The organism is Methanothermobacter wolfeii (genome assembly GCF_025397995.1).
Taxonomy (GTDB): Archaea; Methanobacteriota; Methanobacteria; order Methanobacteriales; family Methanothermobacteraceae; genus Methanothermobacter; species Methanothermobacter wolfei.
In genome coordinates this window covers 1,608,754-1,630,018 of record NZ_CP104550.1, presented here as the reverse complement: position 1 = coordinate 1,630,018, position 21,265 = coordinate 1,608,754, and the positions used below count along the sequence as shown (strand labels likewise).

The 21,265-nt window shown below is 50.0% G+C and carries 22 protein-coding genes; 9 read left to right on the top strand and 13 right to left on the bottom strand.

Annotated elements, in window-relative coordinates; genetic code table 11:
- Positions 1 to 65: 65 nt before the first annotated feature.
- The 3 genes from N5910_RS09060 to N5910_RS09050 are packed head-to-tail and all read right to left on the bottom strand — an operon-like array spanning position 66 to position 3,203.
- Positions 66 to 1,193 carry an ABC transporter permease gene (locus N5910_RS09060; RefSeq protein WP_074359595.1) on the bottom strand — a complete coding sequence of 376 codons (1,128 nt, stop codon included), beginning with the start codon at positions 1,191 to 1,193 and terminating at the stop codon, positions 66 to 68.
- Entirely contained in the window at positions 1,190 to 2,287 is a 1,098-nt protein-coding gene (locus N5910_RS09055) for an ABC transporter permease (RefSeq protein ID WP_074359594.1), read from the bottom strand. Before N5910_RS09055 ends, N5910_RS09060 begins: the two co-directional genes overlap by 4 nt.
- Before the next feature lie 10 nt (positions 2,288 to 2,297).
- Positions 2,298 to 3,203, bottom strand: coding sequence for an ABC transporter ATP-binding protein (locus tag N5910_RS09050; protein ID WP_261599589.1), 906 nt, complete (start codon positions 3,201 to 3,203; stop codon positions 2,298 to 2,300).
- A 110-nt stretch (positions 3,204 to 3,313) separates the two neighbouring features.
- On the opposite strand from N5910_RS09050, the gene N5910_RS09045 reads away from it, so the two are divergent.
- Positions 3,314 to 4,528, top strand: coding sequence for a molybdopterin molybdotransferase MoeA (locus N5910_RS09045; protein ID WP_074359592.1), 1,215 nt, complete (start codon positions 3,314 to 3,316; stop codon positions 4,526 to 4,528).
- A 90-nt stretch (positions 4,529 to 4,618) separates the two neighbouring features.
- Positions 4,619 to 5,773 (top strand): site-2 protease family protein, encoded by a 1,155-nt coding sequence (locus N5910_RS09040; protein ID WP_074359591.1) that lies wholly within the window; start codon positions 4,619 to 4,621, stop codon positions 5,771 to 5,773.
- On the opposite strand, the gene N5910_RS09035 is transcribed toward N5910_RS09040, so the two are convergent.
- A complete protein-coding gene (locus N5910_RS09035) occupies positions 5,774 to 5,935 on the bottom strand; it encodes a hypothetical protein (protein ID WP_261599588.1) in 162 nt (53 codons plus the stop codon). It abuts the gene before it with no gap.
- A gap of 166 nt (positions 5,936 to 6,101) precedes the next feature.
- Between N5910_RS09035 and N5910_RS09030 the strand changes: the two genes are divergently transcribed.
- From N5910_RS09030 to feoB, 4 genes are all read left to right on the top strand, one after another.
- Positions 6,102 to 6,368: a hypothetical protein gene (locus tag N5910_RS09030; RefSeq protein WP_074359590.1), complete on the top strand. Its 267-nt coding sequence runs from the start codon at positions 6,102 to 6,104 to the stop codon at positions 6,366 to 6,368.
- 360 nt (positions 6,369 to 6,728) lie between these two features.
- A complete protein-coding gene (locus N5910_RS09025) occupies positions 6,729 to 10,736 on the top strand; it encodes a cobaltochelatase subunit CobN (protein WP_261599587.1) in 4,008 nt (1,335 codons plus the stop codon).
- A 148-nt stretch (positions 10,737 to 10,884) separates the two neighbouring features.
- A complete protein-coding gene (locus N5910_RS09020; protein ID WP_074359588.1) occupies positions 10,885 to 11,127 on the top strand; it encodes a FeoA family protein in 243 nt (80 codons plus the stop codon).
- Entirely contained in the window at positions 11,117 to 13,057 is a 1,941-nt protein-coding gene (gene feoB / locus N5910_RS09015; protein WP_261599586.1) for a ferrous iron transport protein B, read from the top strand. The genes N5910_RS09020 and feoB overlap by 11 nt, the downstream gene beginning before the upstream one ends.
- Positions 13,058 to 13,205: 148 nt before the next feature.
- Here the strand turns inward: feoB and tusB are convergent, their stop codons facing one another.
- Genes tusB through N5910_RS08985 form a run of 6 tightly spaced genes read right to left on the bottom strand, consistent with a single transcriptional unit; the run spans position 13,206 to position 15,957 of the window.
- Positions 13,206 to 13,529: a sulfurtransferase complex subunit TusB gene (tusB, locus tag N5910_RS09010; RefSeq protein WP_074359586.1), complete on the bottom strand. Its 324-nt coding sequence runs from the start codon at positions 13,527 to 13,529 to the stop codon at positions 13,206 to 13,208.
- Positions 13,529 to 14,122, bottom strand: coding sequence for a (Fe-S)-binding protein (locus N5910_RS09005; RefSeq protein WP_261599893.1), 594 nt, complete (start codon positions 14,120 to 14,122; stop codon positions 13,529 to 13,531). The genes tusB and N5910_RS09005 overlap by 1 nt, the downstream gene beginning before the upstream one ends.
- Positions 14,123 to 14,137: 15 nt before the next feature.
- Complete coding sequence (locus tag N5910_RS09000) at positions 14,138 to 14,494, bottom strand: DsrE family protein (protein ID WP_074359584.1); 357 nt, start codon at positions 14,492 to 14,494, stop codon at positions 14,138 to 14,140.
- A gap of 1 nt (position 14,495) precedes the next feature.
- On the bottom strand, positions 14,496 to 14,861 hold the full coding sequence (locus N5910_RS08995; RefSeq protein ID WP_074359583.1) for a DsrE/DsrF/TusD sulfur relay family protein: 366 nt from the start codon (positions 14,859 to 14,861) through the stop codon (positions 14,496 to 14,498).
- A gap of 55 nt (positions 14,862 to 14,916) precedes the next feature.
- Complete coding sequence (locus tag N5910_RS08990) at positions 14,917 to 15,564, bottom strand: DUF166 domain-containing protein (RefSeq protein ID WP_074359582.1); 648 nt, start codon at positions 15,562 to 15,564, stop codon at positions 14,917 to 14,919.
- Between the two features lie 9 nt (positions 15,565 to 15,573).
- Positions 15,574 to 15,957 (bottom strand): arsenate reductase ArsC, encoded by a 384-nt coding sequence (locus tag N5910_RS08985; protein ID WP_261599585.1) that lies wholly within the window; start codon positions 15,955 to 15,957, stop codon positions 15,574 to 15,576.
- A gap of 135 nt (positions 15,958 to 16,092) precedes the next feature.
- Here N5910_RS08985 and N5910_RS08980 point away from each other — a divergent pair, with 135 nt between their 5' ends.
- Both N5910_RS08980 and N5910_RS08975 read left to right on the top strand, forming a co-directional pair.
- Positions 16,093 to 17,445 carry an FAD-dependent oxidoreductase gene (locus tag N5910_RS08980; protein ID WP_261599584.1) on the top strand — a complete coding sequence of 451 codons (1,353 nt, stop codon included), beginning with the start codon at positions 16,093 to 16,095 and terminating at the stop codon, positions 17,443 to 17,445.
- A gap of 3 nt (positions 17,446 to 17,448) precedes the next feature.
- Positions 17,449 to 18,210, top strand: coding sequence for a hypothetical protein (locus N5910_RS08975; RefSeq protein WP_261599583.1), 762 nt, complete (start codon positions 17,449 to 17,451; stop codon positions 18,208 to 18,210).
- Here the strand turns inward: N5910_RS08975 and N5910_RS08970 are convergent.
- Genes N5910_RS08970 through N5910_RS08960 form a run of 3 tightly spaced genes read right to left on the bottom strand, consistent with a single transcriptional unit; the run spans position 18,190 to position 20,373 of the window.
- A complete protein-coding gene (locus tag N5910_RS08970; RefSeq protein ID WP_261599582.1) occupies positions 18,190 to 18,735 on the bottom strand; it encodes a rubredoxin in 546 nt (181 codons plus the stop codon). The two genes, N5910_RS08975 and N5910_RS08970, sit on opposite strands and share 21 nt — an antisense overlap.
- Before the next feature lie 2 nt (positions 18,736 to 18,737).
- Positions 18,738 to 19,151: a ferritin-like domain-containing protein gene (locus tag N5910_RS08965; RefSeq protein WP_074359578.1), complete on the bottom strand. Its 414-nt coding sequence runs from the start codon at positions 19,149 to 19,151 to the stop codon at positions 18,738 to 18,740.
- Between the two features lie 4 nt (positions 19,152 to 19,155).
- Positions 19,156 to 20,373: an FprA family A-type flavoprotein gene (locus N5910_RS08960; protein WP_074359577.1), complete on the bottom strand. Its 1,218-nt coding sequence runs from the start codon at positions 20,371 to 20,373 to the stop codon at positions 19,156 to 19,158.
- Positions 20,374 to 20,496: 123 nt separating this feature from the next.
- Here N5910_RS08960 and N5910_RS08955 point away from each other — a divergent pair, with 123 nt between their 5' ends.
- Positions 20,497 to 21,252, top strand: a complete 756-nt coding sequence (locus tag N5910_RS08955) for a V4R domain-containing protein (protein WP_074359576.1) — start codon at positions 20,497 to 20,499, stop codon at positions 21,250 to 21,252.
- Positions 21,253 to 21,265: the final 13 nt, after the last annotated feature.

The following is a 21,265-nucleotide window of genomic DNA, read 5'->3' as shown; positions in this document are numbered from 1 at the left end:
TGTTATACCCTTCACTGTTATAGATTATTTTTAACCAGAGCCTCTAATTAGGTGATGGATGATTTTTAGAGCCTTATAACACCCTCCCTTCTGAAGGATACTATGGACGCTGCAAATATAAGGATTGAAGCTACCCCTGAGGGGACCATGCTGATTAATGCTTCAGGGCCGCAGTGGGGACATGATGATAACCTGACAAGCACATAGCTTGGTATCATGGGGACAAGATCAGTGAGGGGCCCCATGTCCATGAATAGGGGCACGAAGAGAATGAAGGTTGCAAAGAACAGGGCAACAGTTATTGCAGAGTTGGCCTCCTTGGTGCTATCAGCAAGGGTTGAAATGAACATACCAACCCCTGTAAAGGCCAGTCCGGTGAAGAGGAGCAGAACCAAGATCAGGGGGATGTTGTAGATGGGCACCTTGAGGGCGGATAGTATGATTATCCAGAGCATCCCCTGGAGGAAGGAGAACATGAGTGGGGGTATTATCTTGCCAAGGATTATAAGCGTATCAGGGAGGGGTGTCATCAGCAGCACCTCAAAGGTTTTCCTCTCCTTTTCCCCGACAATGCTGTCTGTGACCATGTTACTCCCGAGGAAGAAGGGTAGGAAGAGTATGAATGGAACTATGAAGCCGTACATTATCTCAACAAAGTATGAGCTCTCAAGGACCAGCGGCCTGTAACCTTCCCTGTTCCTTGGCACCACCTTTAGGTTCACGGGATTTTCAAGCGCCGAGATCATGGAGGCCGGGAGACCCGCCTCCCTGAACTGTTTACGCCGGGCATAATCAGAGGTCGCCCTCCTCAGCTTCTCACTCATAACGGTGTAGAAGACGCTTGATGTGTCGGCTTCAACCGCAATATCACCACCCTTCAGGTATACGAATGCCAGTATCTTCGATCCAAGGGCCCTGCGGCCATCCTCCACACTGTAATAACTCACGTTGAGGCCCTCCCTTCTGAGGCTCTCATCAAGAAGGCTTCCCTTCTCATCCACATCCAGCCCAATCCTGAGGAACCTGCCACCACCCCAGGTGTCGATGAGCTGCGGGTCCGCGGCGACGGAACTTGCAGCTGCAAGGCCATAGGCCCCCAGGAGTATTATGACCTGGACGAGGACAAGGAGTATGTAAAGCCTGTTTGAGAGCATATCAAGGGCTTCCTTTTTTGAGAGTGCCAGGAACTTCATTTTTTCACCAGCAGTTCAATTATTCCGGGTCTCGGGCCGAAGACAATATCATCCCTCCTGAAGAGCCTTACCGAAAGGCCGTAGAAGAGGAGGCTAAGGGCGAGGGTTGAGGCCAGGGGCGGTAAAATGTCACCGGGACCCACCGGGGAACCCGCTATTAACTTGACGGTGAGGGTCATGGGGGACAGGGTACCCTGGGACCCTGCAATGTATGCCAGTGTGGGGACCATGAGGTAAGCTGCAACCACTATGTAGGCGAGGGTTATACCTATTCCTGCCTCACGATAATTCTTTGAATACACAGAGATAAGGCTTGTGAGTCCAACAACAGGGACAGCGGACAGCACCACCGTAATGTAGGCTGCAGGTATGTTGGATATCCTGAAACCGGCAGCTGTAAGGATAAGGGTCCACACCCCTATCTGGAGGGACATTATGATTATGACCGAGAGGCACTTGCCGAGTATGATATCAGAATGCCTCACGGGCATTGCAATGAGAACCTCACCGGTTTTCCTCTCCTTCTCACCAACAATACCATCAATGACAAGGTTCCCGAAGAGGAATATGGGGAGGAAGAGGAGAACAGCAACCATAACCCTGTTTACAAGCTGCATGGACACTGATTCACCCACTGCCTCCTCCATGACCTCGGGTCTTGGTGTTTCCCCCATAAGGTCCTCCACTATTCTACTGGAAGCCCTTTCAACAGCAAGTTTAACCTCATCGGATATGACGCTCCTCCTGGGGTCAGAGTAGTCAAGGTAGAGGGTTGCATTCAGGGGCACCCCCCTGAATCTGTCAACAAGGAGCACGGAACCAGAGGCAGGAAAGCCCTTAAATTCACGGATTTCAAGGATATCAGGGTTCAGCTGGCCCTTGATGATACCTGAAGGGTCATGGACGTTTATCTCTGCAAATCCCCTCAGGGAGGGTGTGAATGCAGCTCCTCCCTCATCCATCATATCCATGAATCCGCTGAACATGAAGATTGTGAGCATGAGCACGGCTATCTGGAAGATGAATATGAATACAAACTTTCTGCTCTGGAGGGTGTTCCTGAGCTCCCACTTGGTAACCGTGAGGATCTTCATGCAGACACCTTCAGGGGCTCCTGACCCTCTCTATGAATATATCATTGAGGGTGGTCTCCCTTGTATTCACGCTCCTTATGTTATCACCGATTCCATGGAGGACCCGTCCCGTCACATCTCCACATTCAAGGGACACCCTGAGGGTGTTACCATCGAGCTCAACGGATTTAACACCATCAATTCCCTCTATCATGCTGATATCTGCAGCCGATGGATCGGCAAGGACCACTTCAAGGACAGTGTTCCCCTTTATCTTTGATTTGAGTTCTGAGGGGGTTCCAATGTCAAGTATACGTCCCTGGTTGATTATGGCAACCCGGTCACAGAGGTACTCCGCCTCCTCCATGTAGTGGGTGCAGAGCAGAATGGTCTTTGAACCCTTGAGCTTCCTTACAAACTCCCTTATTGAATATGCCGTGGCAGGGTCCAGCCCCATGGTTGGTTCATCAAGGATGATGACAGGGGGGTCATGGATCAGGGCCCTTGCTATGCCTATCCTCTGACGCATACCCTTTGAGAAGGTGTTTATAGGGTCATATGCCCTTTCAGACATCCCTACAAGGTCAAGAAGTTCCCATATCCTTTCCTCAAGGACATCTCCCCGAACACCGTAGAGTTCACCGAAGTACCTTAAAAGGTCCCTGGCCCTGAAGCGCTCATAGAGGTTTGGCTCCTCTGGAAGGTAGCCTATCATGGATTTTACCCTAACAGGGTCCTCTGTAACATCATAACCCCCCACGAAGACCCTTCCAGAGTCAGGGTGGAGTATACCTGCTATTATACGTATTACCGTGGTCTTACCGGCACCGTTATGGCCTATGATGCCCAGGAGCTCCCCATCCCCCACATCAAAGCTTAAATTGTCCAGGGCCTTCACCCTTCCAAAACTTTTACTTAGAGATTCAACTTCTATCATTTTTCATCCCTGAGCTTTGAGGTAAACCCTATCATTGTAGATATGCAATCATCGATACTATAATATTCCTGGCTAACCCTTATTAATATGTGAATGATGGAGATGGTTACATGTTCCTATCAGAGCTCTTACCGGTTAAGGAGGCATTCAGGGTCATTGATGAGAATCAGGTCAGGATGGGAGTGGAGGAGATTGATCTTGATGACGCATATCACAGGGTCCTTGCAGAGGACATCATATCCCGCTTTGACTCACCCCCATTTGACAGGTCGGCCATGGACGGGTATGCTGTCAGGGCAGAGGACACCTTCGGTTCATCACCTGAAAACCCCATCACACTCAGGGTGGTTGACTCCATAGGTGCAGGCGATGTTTCAGGGGCTGAAACTGCCAGGGGTGAGGCTGTGAGGATAGCTACTGGTGCACCGATCCCTGAGGGTGCGGATGCGGTTGTGATGGAGGAGTACACGATTCTATCAGGCGATGAGATAAGGGTGATAAGGCCGGTTTCACCAGGAGAAAACATAGCACCCCGCGGCGAGGACATAGGTGCGGGAGAAAGGATACTTAAAGCTGGGACCCTGCTCAGACCCCCCGAGATCGCCCTGGCAGCATCCGCAGGGCACGGCAGGGTTAAGGTGTACAGGAAGCCATCGGTCAGGATCATAGTGACCGGAAATGAACTTGTGGATCCATCAGGGGACCTTGAACCTGGAAAAATACCTAACTCCAACAGGTACACGCTCAAGGCCCTGGTTGAAAGTGCAGGAGGCGTCCCGGACGTCTTACACTGCGGGGATGACCTTGAGGGGGTGAAGGATGAGATCAGGAGGGCTGCTGATGAGTATGATGCGGTGATAACAACCGGGGGCACGGCCATAAGTAAGGGTGACGTGGTTGTTGATGCGGTGAAGGACCTGGGGGAGGTGCTCTTTCATGGAGTTGCGGTGCGCCCTGGAAAACCCGTGGCATTCGGGATGGTGAATCATAAACCGGTGTTCATGCTTTCAGGGTACCCTGTGGCTGCAATGGTACAGTTCGATGTATTTGCAAGGTACTATCTTATGAGGATGCAGTACCCTGAGTACAGGCACAGGACCGTCAGGAGGACCTGCACAGGGAAGGTTGCATCGGCACCTGGAAGGACAGAGTACCTGAGGGCAAGGGCCACCGATGAAATGGTTGAACCCGTCAGGAGCAGAGGTTCAGGGATAATAAGGTCAATGGTGGAATCAAACGCATACATATTCCTAGATGAGAATAAGGAGGGGATTTCAGAGGGTGAAGAATGCGATGTGATCCTCTTCGATTCCATGATAATATAGTCGCACATCTTCATGGCCAGTCGGGAGCGTCGCTTCAGGGAATCTTTTTATATACCCGAATAAATAATCAAATATAAAAGGTGTTATTTAATGAACGCACTATGGTTCTATCTTATAGGATTCATTCTTATATGGACACTGGCAATTCTCTTCAGGGATAAACTGAAGATTGAAGTACAGGGACCCCTCTTAATGAGGAGAACAGGGAGGATGAGGGGATTCATTGATGACCTGGCATCAGGACACCCTAGATTCTGGCGCTGGACCATGAATGTAGGGATACCGGTGGCCTTCTTCTTCATGTTCTACATGCTCTACATGATCGTGATGTCACTCCAGAACATATTCGTCAGGCCCCAGGCGTCTCTCATCGTACCGGGGGTTGATATTCCAGGATCCCCAGTCTACGTGCCCCTGGGGTACGGTATCCTTGGACTTGCAACCGTCATAGTTGTCCATGAGTTTGCCCACGGCATACTCGCAAGGGTTGAGGGTGTCAGGATAAAATCGATAGGCCTCCTCTTACTTGCGGTACTACCCGGTGCATTCGTGGAACCAGATGAGGATGACATCAAGAAGGTCAGCCCGATATCAAAGCTGAGGATATATGCGGCTGGATCGGTGGCCAACCTGATACTTGCAGGTTTATGTTTCATGGTGTTCCTGGCCATTTCATCCTATGCGGTCCCGGCGGCCCTTGAAGCCGATGGTGTTCAGATAGACAGCGTTGTACCTGGAAGCCCTGCAAGTGAGGTCCTTAAACCGGGCCTTGTAATAAGGGAAATCAATGGTCTTCCTGCCAATAACCTCACAACCTACAGTGAGGCCCTTAAGACACTGAAGGTGGGGGAGGTTATTAATATAAGCACTGATCAGGGCGTAATTCAGCTTAAGACTGGCAGGCACCCCGATAACTCTACAAGGGCTTATATGGGTATTAGGACAAGCAACCATCTGAAGGTCAGGGAGAACGTGGCTTCTGTCCTTGGCAGCCTCCCCCTGGCACTCACCTACCTTGAGGAGCTGTTCTTCTGGGTGTTCTTCCTTAACTTTGCGGTGGGCACGGTGAACCTTCTTCCTGCAAAACCCCTTGACGGCGGCCTGATGTTTGAGGAACTCCTGAGGTTCCGTTTACCTGAAAGGGTGGTTAGGCCTGCTGTGAGCTACATATCCATATTTGTGATCCTTATAATCGCTGTCAGCATAATATGGGGGACGGGTAGGGGTTTGCTCATGATGTTCTGATCAGGCCTTACTGCAGCTGAAACACACATCATCGGTCCGGTCTGTCCTGTAAACTTTACCGCAGACCGGGCACATGACTAGTCTCATTTTCTCTTTATCCTTCTTCACAGGAGGTTCCAGGCACCGACACCTGATACCCACCATCTTTTTCTTTTCTTTCATCCTTCATATTATGTGAAACCAGGCTATTCATTTTTTTCATGATCAGCAGCCGTGAGATGAACCCTCTGGTTAACTTGATATATGGATGACACACCATGGTACTGTATTAGAGGTGATCACTTGTATCCAGAAAGAATGATGAAATCTTGATATTATGGTGTATGCTGTGAACAGATTCAGGGAAAACCTTATTCTTATAAGAGAAGGCAAAGATCCACGGGAGATAAGAGATGAGTTTGTTAAGGTGGAGGGTATCCTCAGTGACGTATATGGTGCCATGATGAATGAAGAACCTTACCATGGACTTGAACACATCCATTTAAAGGTACTTGAAGCATCAGGGCTTTATCTTGAGAGCGTCAGGGAGTTCATGAAATTCTATGAGGACAATGACGATGATCACTTTATATACGCTGGCCTGAAAGCAAATTAGGCAGGCGAGATAGTTAATGAGGTGGTGGCCATGTTTCATCAAGCTGGATTACTCTAGTACCCATTTTTATCAAACACTATCCCTGACGTCTGAATGGTACTTGTCACCCTGCAGGTACCAGGGGGCCTGAGAATCCATACAGATGGGTTTAATCATTGATATCCGTATTTCATGAACTTAATTTATTTTTAGCTGCTATCAGGCAGGATATTTGATCAGATCGGGTCTAAAACAGAAATTTCCTGTCACCCCCTTGACCAATTCAAGCATATAAAATGAACTTTATTTTTAATAAAGCAATCTTTATATGTTCATTCAATAAAACTTGAACTGTAATAAAATTTAATGGAGGTGAAATGTATGAGAAAATCAGTGATTCCACTAATATTTCTGATGATACTCGTACTTGCAGGAGGTGTTTCAGCAGCCGACGGCTCCAACAGCACGGTAAATGACACCATTGCAGAGAATTCTTCAAACTACAACCTTCTGATACTCACCGGATCCACATCGAGTACAAGGGCAATAGTTGAGGGTTACAAACTTGCAAGGAATGATGGCTACAGATTCAACGTCTCACTCTTCACCAACGACGAACTTATAAGGAACGATCCCCAGATCGATGCCGCAGCCATAGAGGCGGGCAGAAGGGCTGATGTAATCCTTATACAGATGATAAGTTCACCGAACACGGTTCAAAAGGTCAATGCAATCCTGAATGTTACGAATGCCACCAGAATAATAGCCATAGGAACAGGTAACACCTTCAAGGACTATCCAGGGATAGGGCCTGATAATGCAACCGTAAAGTACATGTGGGACCAGGGAGGACCAGAGAACTTCAAAAGGATGATGCTCCTACTTTTAAGGGATGCAGGGATGCAGTTAAGGACTGGAGAGAATACAACAGCCATCCCGGCAATAAAGTCCTTCGTCTACCACCCAGCATCAACAAGGCAGTTCACAACCTGGGATGATTACTATTCATGGTACGTCCAGAGCGGGCACTACAAGCCAGGGAAGCCATGGATAGGAATCCTCACCTTTGACACCTACTACCGTGGAAGCGACATGAGGATGCACATGGCGATAGTTGAAAGCCTTGAGAACAGGGGATACAATGTTATACTTGGATTCGCAGCTGACACCCCAACAAAGAGGAACATACTAGAGAATTTCTTTCTGGACGGTAACAGAACACCACGTATAAGCGGCCTCATAACCTGCATGGGCTTCAACCTCTACAATGGCGACCCTGTTAACTCAACAGCCATACTCAGTGAACTTGACGTGCCGGCCATCGCAGCAGTCTATGCATCAAACCTTAACGCATGGAATGAAAGCATAGCAGGTCTTTCATCAGAGGTCTACTGGCAGATTGCAATGCCTGAAATCGATGGGAGGATAGAACCCATCCTCATAGGAGGAGGAGTTGAGGGTACTGACCCTGAAACCGGACTTAGATACACCTACTATGTTCCGTTACCCGACAGGATCGAAAGGCTCACAGAGAGGATTATAAACTGGATAAAACTCAGGGAACTTCCAAACTCAGAGAAGAAGATAGCCCTCCTTTACTATAACATTGGAGGAGGAAAGGACGGTATAAGTGCCAGCTACCTCAACGTGGTTGACAGTATAAGGGTGATCCTCAGGGCCATGAAGAACGCCGGGTACACGGTGGATGAAAAAACAAATGCAGAGATAATCAGCATAATGCTCGGACCAGGCCTCAATACGGGTTCATGGGCCCCTGGAGAACTTGCAAAGGTTGTAAGGGAGGGTGCGGTAACAGTACCGGTATCAGATTACCTTGAATGGTTCAGCACACTTCCCGAGTCACTCAGGAACCAGATAACATCCACCTGGGGTGAAGCACCGGGTAGTGTCATGGTATACAATGGCAGCATCGTCATTCCAGGGGTCATGATAGGGAACATATTCCTGGGACCCCAGCCGATGCGCGGCTTCGGTGAGGATGCAGCAGACCTGATACACTCAACGACCCTGCCACTGCATCACCAGTACCTTGCATTCTACATGTGGCTTCAGAGGAACTTCAATGCAGTCATACACCTCGGTACCCATGGGACCATGGAATGGCTCCCTGGCAAGTCTGTTGGACTTTCAGCCCTAGACTGGCCTGACGTCATGATAGGGAACCTTCCTAACATATACCCCTACATAGTAAATAACCCTGGTGAGGGTACCCAGGCAAAGAGAAGGGGCTACGCTGTCCTTATCAACCATAACATTCCACCCATGGTTGTGGGCGGACTCTACGGTGACCTATCAGAACTTCAGTACAAGATCAACCTTTACCATTCAGCCACGGATCCCCAGAGAAAACTGATACTCGCAGATGAGATAAGGAACCTCACGGTGAAGCTGGACCTGCACAGGGAGCTTAACCTGGATCTTAACACATCCTTTGAGGAGGCCCTGGACATAATCGAACACAGGCTCGATGAACTATCAGCAACCCTTATACCCTACGGTCTGCACGTCTTCGGGGAACCCCTGAGCGGTGAACTCCTTGATGCCATGGTTGAGGCAATAGTGAGCTTCGACCCTGAGTCAAGGAACAGTACGGAGTTCAGGGATGCTGTAAGGGCAAAGCTATCACAGGACTATGAGATCACGAACCTTCTCAGGGCACTTGAGGGGAGATTCGTTGAACCGGGAAGGGGCGCTGACCCAATAAGGATACCGGACCTTCTACCAACAGGTAAAAACTCGTACTCCTTTGATCCAAGGCTTGCACCTGACAGTGCAGCATGGGCGATAGGTAAGAAGATGGCGGATGACCTCATTGCAGACTACCTTGCAAAGAACGGCCGTTACCCTGAATCTGTGGGGGTTGTTCTCTGGTCAATAGAGACCATGAGGACCAACGGTCAGACAATAGCCATGATACTCCGCCTTATCGGCGTTGAACCGGTATGGGATAGGTCAGGCCGGTTTACTGGGGTTAAGGTCACACCGCTGGAGGAGCTTGGAAGGCCAAGGATTGATGTCCTTGTAACCATCAGCGGACTCTTCAGGGACACCTTTGCCTACAGTATCGACAGGATGGATGAGGCTATAAGGCTTGTCATGAAACTGGATGAATCCCCTTCAATGAATTACCTCAGAAAACACTATCTCAGTGACCTTGCGAATTACACGCAGGGAGGCATGGGTCCACTTGCAGAGATACTGGCAGGTGCAAGGATCTTCGGTTCGGCCCCTGGAAGCTACGGTACAGGGATACCTGCAGTTGTTGAATCAACCTCAAAATGGAATGACCAGTCACAGCTTGTTGAAACCTACCTGAACCACATGGGCTTCATCTATGGTAAGGACATATACGCCATAGATGCAAAGGATGCCTTCAAGAGGCAGCTTGCAAAGGTCGATGCAACGGTACAGGTGAGGGACAGTGTCTACGGGGTCCTTGACAACGATGATGTCTACCAGTACCTGGAGGGACTTACAATGGCTGCAAGGGCAATGTCAGGAAAGAACGTTGCATCCTACATTGCAAACACGAGGTTCACACCAAGGATAGAGACCCTCTCATCCTTCATTGCAGCCGAGCTCAGGACAAGGACCTACAATCCAAAATGGATCGAGGGCATGCTTAGCCAGGGATTCTCAGGGGCTCATCAGATATCCAAGGAGATAGGACACCTCTTCGGGTGGAGTGCAGTTGCGCCTGAACTTGTTGAAGACTGGATGTGGCAGAAGGTTGCAGAGACCTACATCTTTGACCCGGTTGTGAGGAGCAGGTTCATGAGTCTTCAGCCCTACTCCTATGCGTCTACCATTGCATGGCTCCTTGAGGCTAACCGTAGGGGGCTCTGGAGCACGGATTCAGCCACCATCCAGAGGCTTGCAGATGAGTACATCTCTGTCATCAACGAGTACGGTGTTGTGTGCTGCCACCATACCTGTGCAAACATGGTCTTCAACCAGTGGCTTGTGAAGTTATCCTCCCTTGACAGCGCGTCACTGAAGAAGTTCGCAGCAGCCATGGCAGCTGCCACAGGTAGATCCATTGATGTGCCGGGTTCCGCTGATTCCAGCCAGCCAGGGACTTCTGGTGAGGGTCAGGGTGCCGGTGAGACAGGAAGACCATCCTATGGATCTTCAGGTGGAGGTAGGAGTTCATCCAGCCCATCATTCAGTGCTTCATATTCAGCCAGCACTGAAACGGCGGCTGATTCACAGCAGGATTCTGCAGGTGAATCCGGTAAGGCCTATGAGGTTGCTGCTTCAACCCAGAGTGCTTCATCAACCAGTCAGACACCCTTCTATGCCATACTTGGGGTGGTGGCCCTTGTATGTCTCCTTGGGGCTGGATACTTCTATCAGGGAAGAATTTAACCCCACCATTTCTTTTTTTGTTCCAATGAAAAACACAGAATTTTAGGAATACCTAAAAATTTATATAGGATGGGGACTCCAGTATAACCATGGTAATTTAGGAGCACCTAAAGAGGTGGGTTAGGTATAACTAAATCATGGTGGTTTAATGGAAACAACACTTGACAGAATCAATGAATCAGAAAGGGTTAGGGTAAGCTCCGTGGAACTCAGGGGACACATGAAACAGAGAATAATCCTTATGGGGATCACCGAGGGAGCTGACATCCTGGTTGAGAGGATAGCCCCCCTGGGTGACCCCATGAAGGTCAGGGTCAGGGGCCACCCATTCTCCCTCAGGAGGGCTGAGGCATCACAGATAAGGGTCAGGAGGATGAAGGATGCCCCTTAAGGTGGCACTTGCAGGAAACCCCAATGTCGGGAAGAGCACCCTCTTCAATGGACTCACAGGCCTCAACCAGCACGTTGGAAACTGGCCAGGGAAAACCGTTGAGAAAAAGGAGGGCATGTTCAGCTTCAGAGGCACTGAAATCGAACTCGTGGATCTTCCAGGGACCTACAGCCTCACGGCAGGATCCCCTGAGGAGGAGGTGGTGGTGGATTACTTCCTTGAAGAGGAACCTGACCTGGTGGTTAACGTTGTAGATGCATCCAACCTTGACAGGAACCTCTATCTGGCCCTTCAGGTCATGGAGTTCGGCCTGAACACCATCATCGCGGTTAACCTCAACAGGGAGGCAGAAAAGGAGGGATACAGGGTAAACCATGAAGGGCTTTCAGAGCTCCTGGGAGTGCCGGCGGTGCAAATTGAGGCAGTGGATCCTGAACAGGACCAACTCCTTGAAACAGTTCTCAGGCAGACAGGAAAAAGACCCGAACCCGTCACCTATGAATTCATGAAGAGGGATGATGTCAGGGCCCTCATGGAACTTATAGGAGAAAAAATCAGGGGACCATCACCGGGATGGGTCCTTATAAAGCTTCTTGAGGGCGATGAAAGGGTCGAGTCAATGCTTGACAGTGAAATACTTGATGAGTTTAAAAAAATCAGAAAGACCCTTGAGGATGAATATGGGGACACCGAGACGCTGGTGGCTGATGCAAGGTACGGGCTCATAGAGGCCCTTATTGAGGGCTCCGTTAAAAGACCGGCCCTTGACAGGGTTACAAGGTCAGAGATAATAGACAGGGTGGTGCTCAACAGGTACCTGGGGCTTCCGATCCTCCTTGGTGTGATGTGGCTCGTGTTTCAGCTGACCTTCACTGCCGGGGCCCCCATAACTGAACTCATTGAAGGAGGATTCTCAGTCCTTGCAGAATCTGTATCGTCCTGGTCAGGGTCATCACTCCTTGCGGATGGCGTAATTGGTGGTGTGGGTGCTGTGATGGTCTTCATACCCAACATATTCATTCTATTCTTCCTCCTTTCGTTCCTGGAGGATTCAGGGTACCTTGCAAGGGCGGCCTTTGTGATGGACAGGATAATGAATACACTGGGCGGCCTGAGCGGACGTTCATTCATACCCATGATGCTGGGTTTCGGGTGCTGTGTCCCTGCAATCATGTCAACAAGGACCATAGACTCTGAGAGGGACAGGATAATAACCAGCCTTATAGTACCCTTCATGTCCTGCAGCGCCAGACTACCTGTCTATGTCCTGTTCACCGCAGCACTGTTCCCATTCATCTACAGGGGATGGGTGATCTTCTCCCTCTACATACTGGGGATAGTTGTTGCGATAATATCAGCCAGGCTCCTTGGAGACAGGCTGCTTGGCGGTGAGAGGTCCCTGTTCCTCATGGAACTGCCACCCTACAGGATGCCCCGCCTCAGAACCCTCCTGATCCACACATGGATGAGGGGTGTTCAGTTCGTAAAGAAGGCAGGAACCGTGATTCTTGCAGGGTCACTGGTCATATGGTTCCTTTCAAATTATCCGGAAGCAGGGGTGTCTGATTCATTCCTGGGGATGCTAGGGGCATTCATCGCCCCCTTCTTCCAGCAGCTGGGCTTCGGGGAATGGCAGTCGGCGGTCGCCCTCATATTCGGCTTCGTTGCCAAGGAACTTGTAATAAGCACCTTCGGAACGGTTTATGGTTCAGGGAATATCCAGGCAGCCATCCAGGGGATTTTCACACCCCTTGAGGCACTCTCATTCATGGTGTTCGTGCTTCTCTACACACCATGCATCGCAACCCTAGGGGTTATAAAGCAGGAGGCCGGGTCAAGGTGGGCCCTGTTCTCTTTAGCCTACTCCCTGGCCACAGCATGGGTGGTTTCATTCCTTGTCTACACGGCAGGCACACTGGTGGGCTTCTAGTACAGAAAATAAAGCGGCCCCCCTGCAGTCCCAATGGATGAACCTGAAAATGTGGAAGGATTGTGCTAACGTCCCTATGGAATCTACAGGAGGTGATAATATGGTCTCACGTGGAGGTATAAGGGGAGCAAGGAAACCCGGAAGATAGTTAGATTGTGAAGACCATTTCAAGGTTTTCCATCACATCAACCACAATCCGGTCGAATCCTTCAATGACCCCCACACCATCAATCAGCATATCCTGGATTATACCCCTTGCCATTAGATCTTCCTTCCTTGCAAATACACTGCCTGTCCTGGATATTTTCCTTATGGTGTGGGAGTAACTGTTTTTCTTCATGGCAGCATAGGCACCGTTGGATATGAGGTATACATGGAGGTCTTCCTTTTCCCATATCCTTACCAGGTCAATGAAGGTCCTGAAGCTCAGTTCATAGGGGCTCTTTGTAACGATAAAGCCGACGGATCCCATCAGTAACCGCTCCAGCCAAGGGTCTCCATTAACTGCTGGCCAAGGATTTTTTCCAGGCACTGGACCTTTTCCTGCATCCAGGGCTCCTTAAGCGGCTGGCAGCTGTCAAGTTTCTGTTCACCGTTAAGGAGTTTCATTGCAAAGGCCATGCAGGTCGACTCCCCGCATTCACCACAGTTGGTTCCTGGAAGACATTGGTGTAAGTCCATGGGCCCGATTTTATCAACGTCCCTTGCCCTTGCACCATCCTGATAGGCAAGGTAGGCCCTGTTTATCTTCTCCATGACCCTTTTTATTATTTCAAAGGCCTCCTCAACGTCATGGTTCTTGTTCATGCTGACCTTCCCTGAGGGGTAGAGGCTGATTAATCTGTCATAGATTGTCAGGGTCAGAATATTCTTCTTCTTCACATAGTTCACGGCCCCCGGCGGGTACATGTTTGCAAGGATGGGTATGACCTTCCCGATTTCAGAGTCAAGCTCCATGAGGACCCTTATCTTCCCCTCACTTGCAATGCAGGGCTTCACCTGTTTCAGTGTAACCTCCCTGACCAGAGCCCCATCTGGGATGATTTCCTTTTTGATCTCCTCCATCTCCAAGCTAACACCTCATATCTTCAGGATGGCGGTGTCATCCTTTGCCATGAGTATTTCATATAGTTCTTCATCATCTATGATCTCCGCAGCCTCAACAAGGTCCTCCTCCACGAGGCCCCTATCTTTAAGGGATTCCTCATGTACGAATATGCTTCCTTCAGGGAAGATGAGGTATGTGAGTTCCTCAACATTGGGGTATCCTATGCCCCCTGGCATCTGATGGGTCACTGCAGCGTAGACCCCGTCCTCTATGAGAAGTACGTCTGAGTCAAGGGAGTTGTTTAGACAGGCTATGGCGACGTAAAGGCCGCTGAATGCATCTTCACATCCATAGGGTGCTCTGTCAATTATTATCAGCGCTGAATTCATGTTAACAGCCCAGTGTTATGACTTTATGGCTTTTCTTTATCCATTCTGCCAGTTCATACATGCTTTTTATTTGAACCCCCCTTATGTAGGGGTCTTCGGAACAGGTGTGGCCCCTTGCGGTTGAGCACCTTATACATGAAATGATTTCGGCTCCATCCTTTAGAAGGGTTCTGAAGCGTTCTGCGGTGTTGGGAAATGACTGCGGGGCCTGGTTACGCTTTGGGATGTGGGTGCCGTCCATGTAAAGGAATATCTTAACACCGTACCCCTTTCTGAGGGCGCTTTCAGCCATTTCATATGCTATGTCCGCATACTGGTGACGGTAGGGCCCCTCTGTTATGACAAGTGTGAGGATCTTTTTATCCATGGATCTATCTATGTCGCTCTAAAATAAATAATTTATTATGAATAATAATGACAATTTATCCCTTTCTGAGGGCCCTTTCAAAGGCTTCACTGTGCATGGTTGCGGCCATCTCCTTCTTGCACTCATCATCCGAGAAAAGCCTCATCTTGGGGGCCCTGCAGGGGTAGTGCTGAACCCGGAGACCGGCCTTCACAGGCAGATCCTCAACACCTTCACCCTTCAGGGCCTCTGCAACGAACCTGGTTGCTCCGCAGGGGGAGCACCTCAGGACCCTCACATCCCCCACCTTTCCATCCTCAACATCAACTTCAACGACAGGCCTTCCAAATTTGCGTGCAAATTCATCAAAGGATGGGGTGCCGTTCTCCTCAAGGTCGCACATGTTATCAGGGGCCGTGACGTTTCCAAAACCAGTTAACTGTTTTCTGAATCCCTCACCCCTCCAGGCACCCACTATTATCCAGTCAACATCTCTATGGATCCTTTCAACCAGTTCAAGGGTGAGGTCAGGGTGGAGCGTGTAGGTTATGACGATGTCTGCAGAGCGGATCCTTCTGAGCTTATCCTCAGGGATTTCAATTTCATCTGCGAATATGCCTTGCGGTGCTTCAAGCTCGATGAAGGCTGTTTCGAATTCTTCCTTTATGTTTTCATAGGCCCTTTCACCGTAGGGCCCATCTGTTACTATAGCAACACGTACCATCTTCTACCCTCATGGTTTGAATTCCTTTTTTATCCACTCCAAGATCTCATCCCTTACCTTCCTGAAAGTTTCAATACCCGAACCTGCAGGGTCAGGGAACTCAGCGTGGACGTACCTTTTACCTCCGGTGAATACCGGGCAGGTGTCCTGGCAGAGTGTAACCACAACGTCAAATTCCTCTCCCCTGAATTTCATTATACTCTTTGATTCATGCCCGCTCATATCAACACCCATCTCCTCCATAACCTTCACGGTCAGGGGGTTGATCTCCTTAGGATCGCTCCCGGCACTGAAGGCTTCGTAGCGGTCACCGTAAAGGTGTCTCAGAATTCCCTCGGCCATCTGGGACCTTCCTGAATTGTTTTTACATATGAAGAGAACCCTCTTTTTCATGATAAATAATCCCCACACAGTTCTATATACCAGTATCTATCAATAGATTCAAATCTATAAATATATTTTTCTCTCAGAATATTTATAAAAAGAAAAACAGAACCTAAAGTGATAGCTCTGAGGAGAAATTGGTAAATGAGAGTTGTTATAATAGGCGGCGGAGCCGGAGGACTTTCAACGGCTTCAAATATAAGGAAATATGATAAGGAAGCAGACATAACCGTTATAACAAGGGATAAGCACGTTGCATACTCCCCATGCGCCATACCCTACGTGATGTGCGGGGAGGTTGAATCCTTTGATGATATAATAATGCACACCCCCGAGGACTACAGGGACCGCAACATCAAGATCCTCACCGAGACCGAGGTTGAAGGAGTATCCCCTGAGAAGAAGACCGTAACCTACAGGAGGGGTGAAGAGGCTGGTGAGATACCCTACGATGTCCTTGTAATCGCAACAGGAGGGTCCCCCTTCATACCCCCTGTTGAAGGGGTTGATCTTGAAGGCGTCTTCACCATAAGAAGTCTGACTGATGGAGAGAAAATAGCTGAATGGGCATCAAAGAGTAAAAGTGCCGTTGTGGTTGGAGCTGGATTGATTGGTCTTGAGATGGCCTATGGTCTGCTCAGGATGGGCCTTGAAGTCACCGTCACCGAGATGCTGCCCCAGATCGTGCCAAGATCCCTTGACCCGGATATGGCTGCAATAGTCCAGGAGTACCTTGAAGAGAAGGGGATAAGGGTTATCCTGGGGAAGGCCCTTGAGAGGATAACAGGAGATGAAAGGGTGGAAAGGGTCATGGTGGGTGATGAGTGCATCGATGCAGACATGGTCATCCTTGCAACGGGTGTAAGGCCAGAGAAGAAACTTGCAGAGATGGCAGGCTGTGAGACAGGGCAGTGGGCCGTCAGGGTAAACGAAAGAATGCAGACAAGCGTCCCTGACATCTATGCTGTGGGGGACTGTGTAGAGGTCCACGATGCAATAACCGGCTTCAGAACCCAGTCACCCCTGGGTTCGGCGGCCGTGAGACAGGCCAAGGTGGCTGCAAAGAACATAGCAGGTATGGATGCCGTGTTCAGACCGGTGCTGAATGCAATGGTCTCAAAGATAGGTGAACTTGAATTCGGTTCAGTTGGACTTACAGAGGTGACAGCACTCCAGAACGGAATAAAGGTGGTTTCAGGTAAAAAAAGGGCCCTTACGAAGGCCAGGTACTACCCCGGTGCAGAGAGGATAGACGTGAAGATGATATGCGACCTCAACGGCAGGATCATAGGCTGCCAGATAGTTGCCAAGGAGAGGGTTGCTGAGAGGATAGATACAATGTCCCTTGCCATCTCACAGGGAATGACGTGCGCTGAACTCGCCGAGACAGAGTTCTCCTACGCACCACCGGTTTCAATGGTGATAGACCCCATAATCCTCGCAGCCGAGGATGCATGCGAAAAACTCAAAAGGGTCAACAATAAAAAGGCTGAGTGAAAAATGAAACAGTTCCTCATCACACCCGCAGCCGGTAAGAGGCTCATTGCTGTGGGGATGGCCCATCACCCCGCCATCAGGAGATCCCTTAAGAAGGGAATGCTTGTCATAATAGCCGGCACAACCAATGGCTACATTGCAGAGGAGGTCCTCAGGCAGATGGGGGAGGAGGGATTCAGTCGTGAGGGCTTCCACAGGGGCATAACGGTGCCCCCATGGGTTGAAAGGAACGAAATGGGCCGTGCCGGCAGCGAGTTCCCGGGGGATGTGGTGATACGTGACGGTGAATGGCAGAGGGGCCTTACAATATTTGATGTTGCGAATGAACTTGGAAGGGGCGACGTGGTGTTGAAGGGGGCCAACGCCCTCGACTTCAGTTCAGGAAGGGCGGCGGTCTACATAGGTCATCCTGCAGGAGGAACCATACTCTCGGCACTCCAGGCGGTTGTGGGGCGCAGAACCCGCCTCATAATACCGGTGGGCCTTGAGAAGATGGTGCCGGGTGACCTTGATGAAATCGCACTGAAGCTCAATTCACCTGATGCTGAGGGGCCCCGGATGCTGCCCATCCCTGGTGAGGTCTTCACAGAGGTTGATGCCATCAGGCTCCTTACAGGAGCAGAGGCACATCCTGTGGCAGCCGGCGGAGTCTGCGGTGCAGAGGGCTCGGTGTACCTCCTTGTGGAGGGTGAGGGTGCAGAAAAAATAATCGGGGCTGTGGAATCAGAACCACCCTATGCTGAATCATTTTTTAGAGACCGCTGATAGTTCTATGACATGACCGTATTCACCCGGCAGTTTTTTTATCCTGTACCTTGATCCATTTACCTCTTCAAGGACCACGGCGGCGGTGTTTGTATAGGGACAGGTGGATATGAGGACACCGTCATCTTCAAGGCCACTGCAGAGGCCATAGAACATGCAGTTCTTCACCTCAAGGACGTTTTCCCTGGCCTCAACTGAACCCGCCAGGCCGTTGTCAAGGAAGAACCTGGCCACAGACCCCAGGGGGTCCTCCGGGTCAGTTTCAACATTCCTGGCCAGCTCCCTTCCTATATCCCTTGTAACTGCCTGGGAGCCATTCCCCAGGACCTTCCACAGACCGACCGTAAGGGCTCTGATCATGGGGATGAGGATAATCTCTGGCCGGGCAGCATCCTCCCCCGGCGCCTCTGATTCATGGATGAACTCATCCCTCGAAACACCGCAGCGTGGACAGACCCAGTCATCGGATAGCATCCCGAACCTTTCATCAGGCACGGTGTAATGGCATATCTGGCATCTGTACACTGTTATCCCCTGAAGTACCTTTCAAGGAGTCCCTTAAGCATCATTGCATGCCTTGCTTCGTCCCTTGAACTTTCATCAAAGAAGTCATGTGCCTGGTCAATGTCACAGTCCCTGGCCTTCCCTGCGGCTTCCTGTTTTTCCCTGCTGGCTGCTTTCTCACCCTCAAGCATCATCTCAAGGTTTTTCCTCAGATCTTCATCTATTATCCCGTTCATCTCTGCGAAATGGGCTGCATGTTCAGCCTCTTCCATTGCAATGGTTTTAAGTACCTCTGCAACTTCAGGGAGTCCCTCCCGCTGGGCCTGCCTTGCCATTGCAAGGTACATGCCGACCTCTGCGCATTCACCCCTGAAGTTTGCTTCAACCACCTCCTCAATCCCTGTTTTTCTGGATACGCCTATCCTGTGTTCATTCATTCCATCACCCCTTTATCATTTCAGCAAGTCTTCTTCCGGCCTCGAAGCATGCTTCCAGTTCATCACCATCGGGTACATAGTAGATCTCGCATTCGTCCACGACACTGAAGCCGGCCTCTGTCAGGAGTTCTTTCATGGTTTCTGTGGCTCCTCCATTACCACCCATTGATCCGAATACCAGGGCCTTCCTTTCACCGGTCCTGTTGAACTTAAGGCCCCTGAGGTACATCAGGAGGTCCCCCACACTGGGGTATGGTTCATCGTATATTGCCGGGGCTCCAAGGGCCACCGCCCGGCTTTCAAGTATGTCCTTGACTATCTCGCTCCTTTCATCCTCGTGGAGGTAGTAGACCCTCACATCAACCCCGGTGCTCATAACGCCCTCGGCGATGGCATGGGCCATCTTCCCTGTTGAATGGTGCATGGTATCGTAGATTATGGTTACCTTTTCAGGCATTTTCCCTGTGGCCCAGTCTGTGTATGCTCCGATCACCTTCATGGGATCCGTCCAGATCTGTCCATGGGATGGTGCAATCATCCTTATCTTCTCAAGGAGTCCCAGTTCCTTTACTTCATCGAATTTCCTGAGGACAAGCTTTGATAGTGGTGTTATGAGGTTTGCATAGAACTTTCTGGCAGCATCCATCAGGACGTGTTCAGGTATATCTGTGTCAAGTCTCCTGGGGTAGCAGAGGTGCTGTCCGAAGGCATCATTGGGGAAGAGGATGCCGTCCTCTGCAAGGAAGGTGAACATGCTGTCTGGCCAGTGGAGGAGGAAGGCCTCAAGGAATGCCAGTGTTTTACCCCCGAGTTCCAGGGTGTCACCTGTCCTGACCGTCCTGAACTCCGCACCCTCAAGGGTGGGGTAGTGTTTCAGGAGGCCCTTAACAGCGATTTCTGTGCAGTAGATGGGCGCATCCGGGAACCTCCTGTGGAGCTCGGGGAGGGTGCCGCTGTGGTCCCTTTCAACATGGTTCTGAACTATTACGTCTATCTCCACATCCCTGTTTTCTCTCCTGAAGGCGTCCTCTATCCTCGCCATCAGTTCCTGGAAGGTCCCGGGGTATGAGTTGTCTATGAGGGCCACCCTCTCATCCCCGAATATGAGGTAGGCGTTGTAGGTTGTCCCCTGGAGGGTGTAGCCATGGTAGTTTCTGAGGTCCCAGTCAAGGACCCCTACCCAGTATACTCCGTCAGCTATCTTCTCTGAAACTGCCTTCATTTTATCACCAGATATTTAGTTTGTATATCAACGAATATACTATACTCTACGAACAAGTATTTAATTTTTTCTGTTCCACACCCATCAAACAATTATATAGATTGTCCAACATACCATACACCGATGGCAGGAAAGAGGCAGTTCACAATATTCTCGACCAGGGAAGGTATCGATGTAATTGAAAGTCCGGTTAAATCCATCATACTCTCAGAGCTCAGGAAGGGCCAGCGGGACTTCCAGGAGATAGTTAAACTTACAGGAAAATCAAAGTCAACGGTCTCAAAGCACCTCACAGACCTCAGGAGGGCGGGGCTCATCCTTGAAAGAACCGACCCCAGGGACAGGAGAAAAAAGGTATTCAAACTCAACTCAAGGTACCTGGGCAAACTAACAAGAAAACCCCCGGGAGACCTGGATGAGGAGAAAACAGAGTTCCTTGCAGAACACCTCACATCAAGGGGGGACCCCTTCGAATTCTTCAGGCTGATGTTCCATGTCCTGCGGGTTGAACTCATAAAGGAGGGTATAAACCTGGACCCCATCCTCCATGAAACAGGCCTGAGGATCGGTGAGGTCATATACCCCATGATAGAAGCGGATGAACCTGGAGAACTCCTTGATAACCTTAAAAGGTTCTGGGAGATCAACCACCTCGGAAGACTGGAGGTTGAAGGAACAGACCCCCCCGTACTGAGGGCGTACGACTGCTTTGAATGCGGCCTCCTCCCGGATATCGGTGAATCCGCATGCGCCCTTGACTCTGGCATAATAGAAGCCGTATTCAGGAGGTACTTCAATTCAGATGTAATTGTTGATGAAACAGAGTGCTATGCACGTGGAGATGAGAGATGCTCATTCAGGATAGTGAGGAAGGACTAACTCCAGCCTCCCC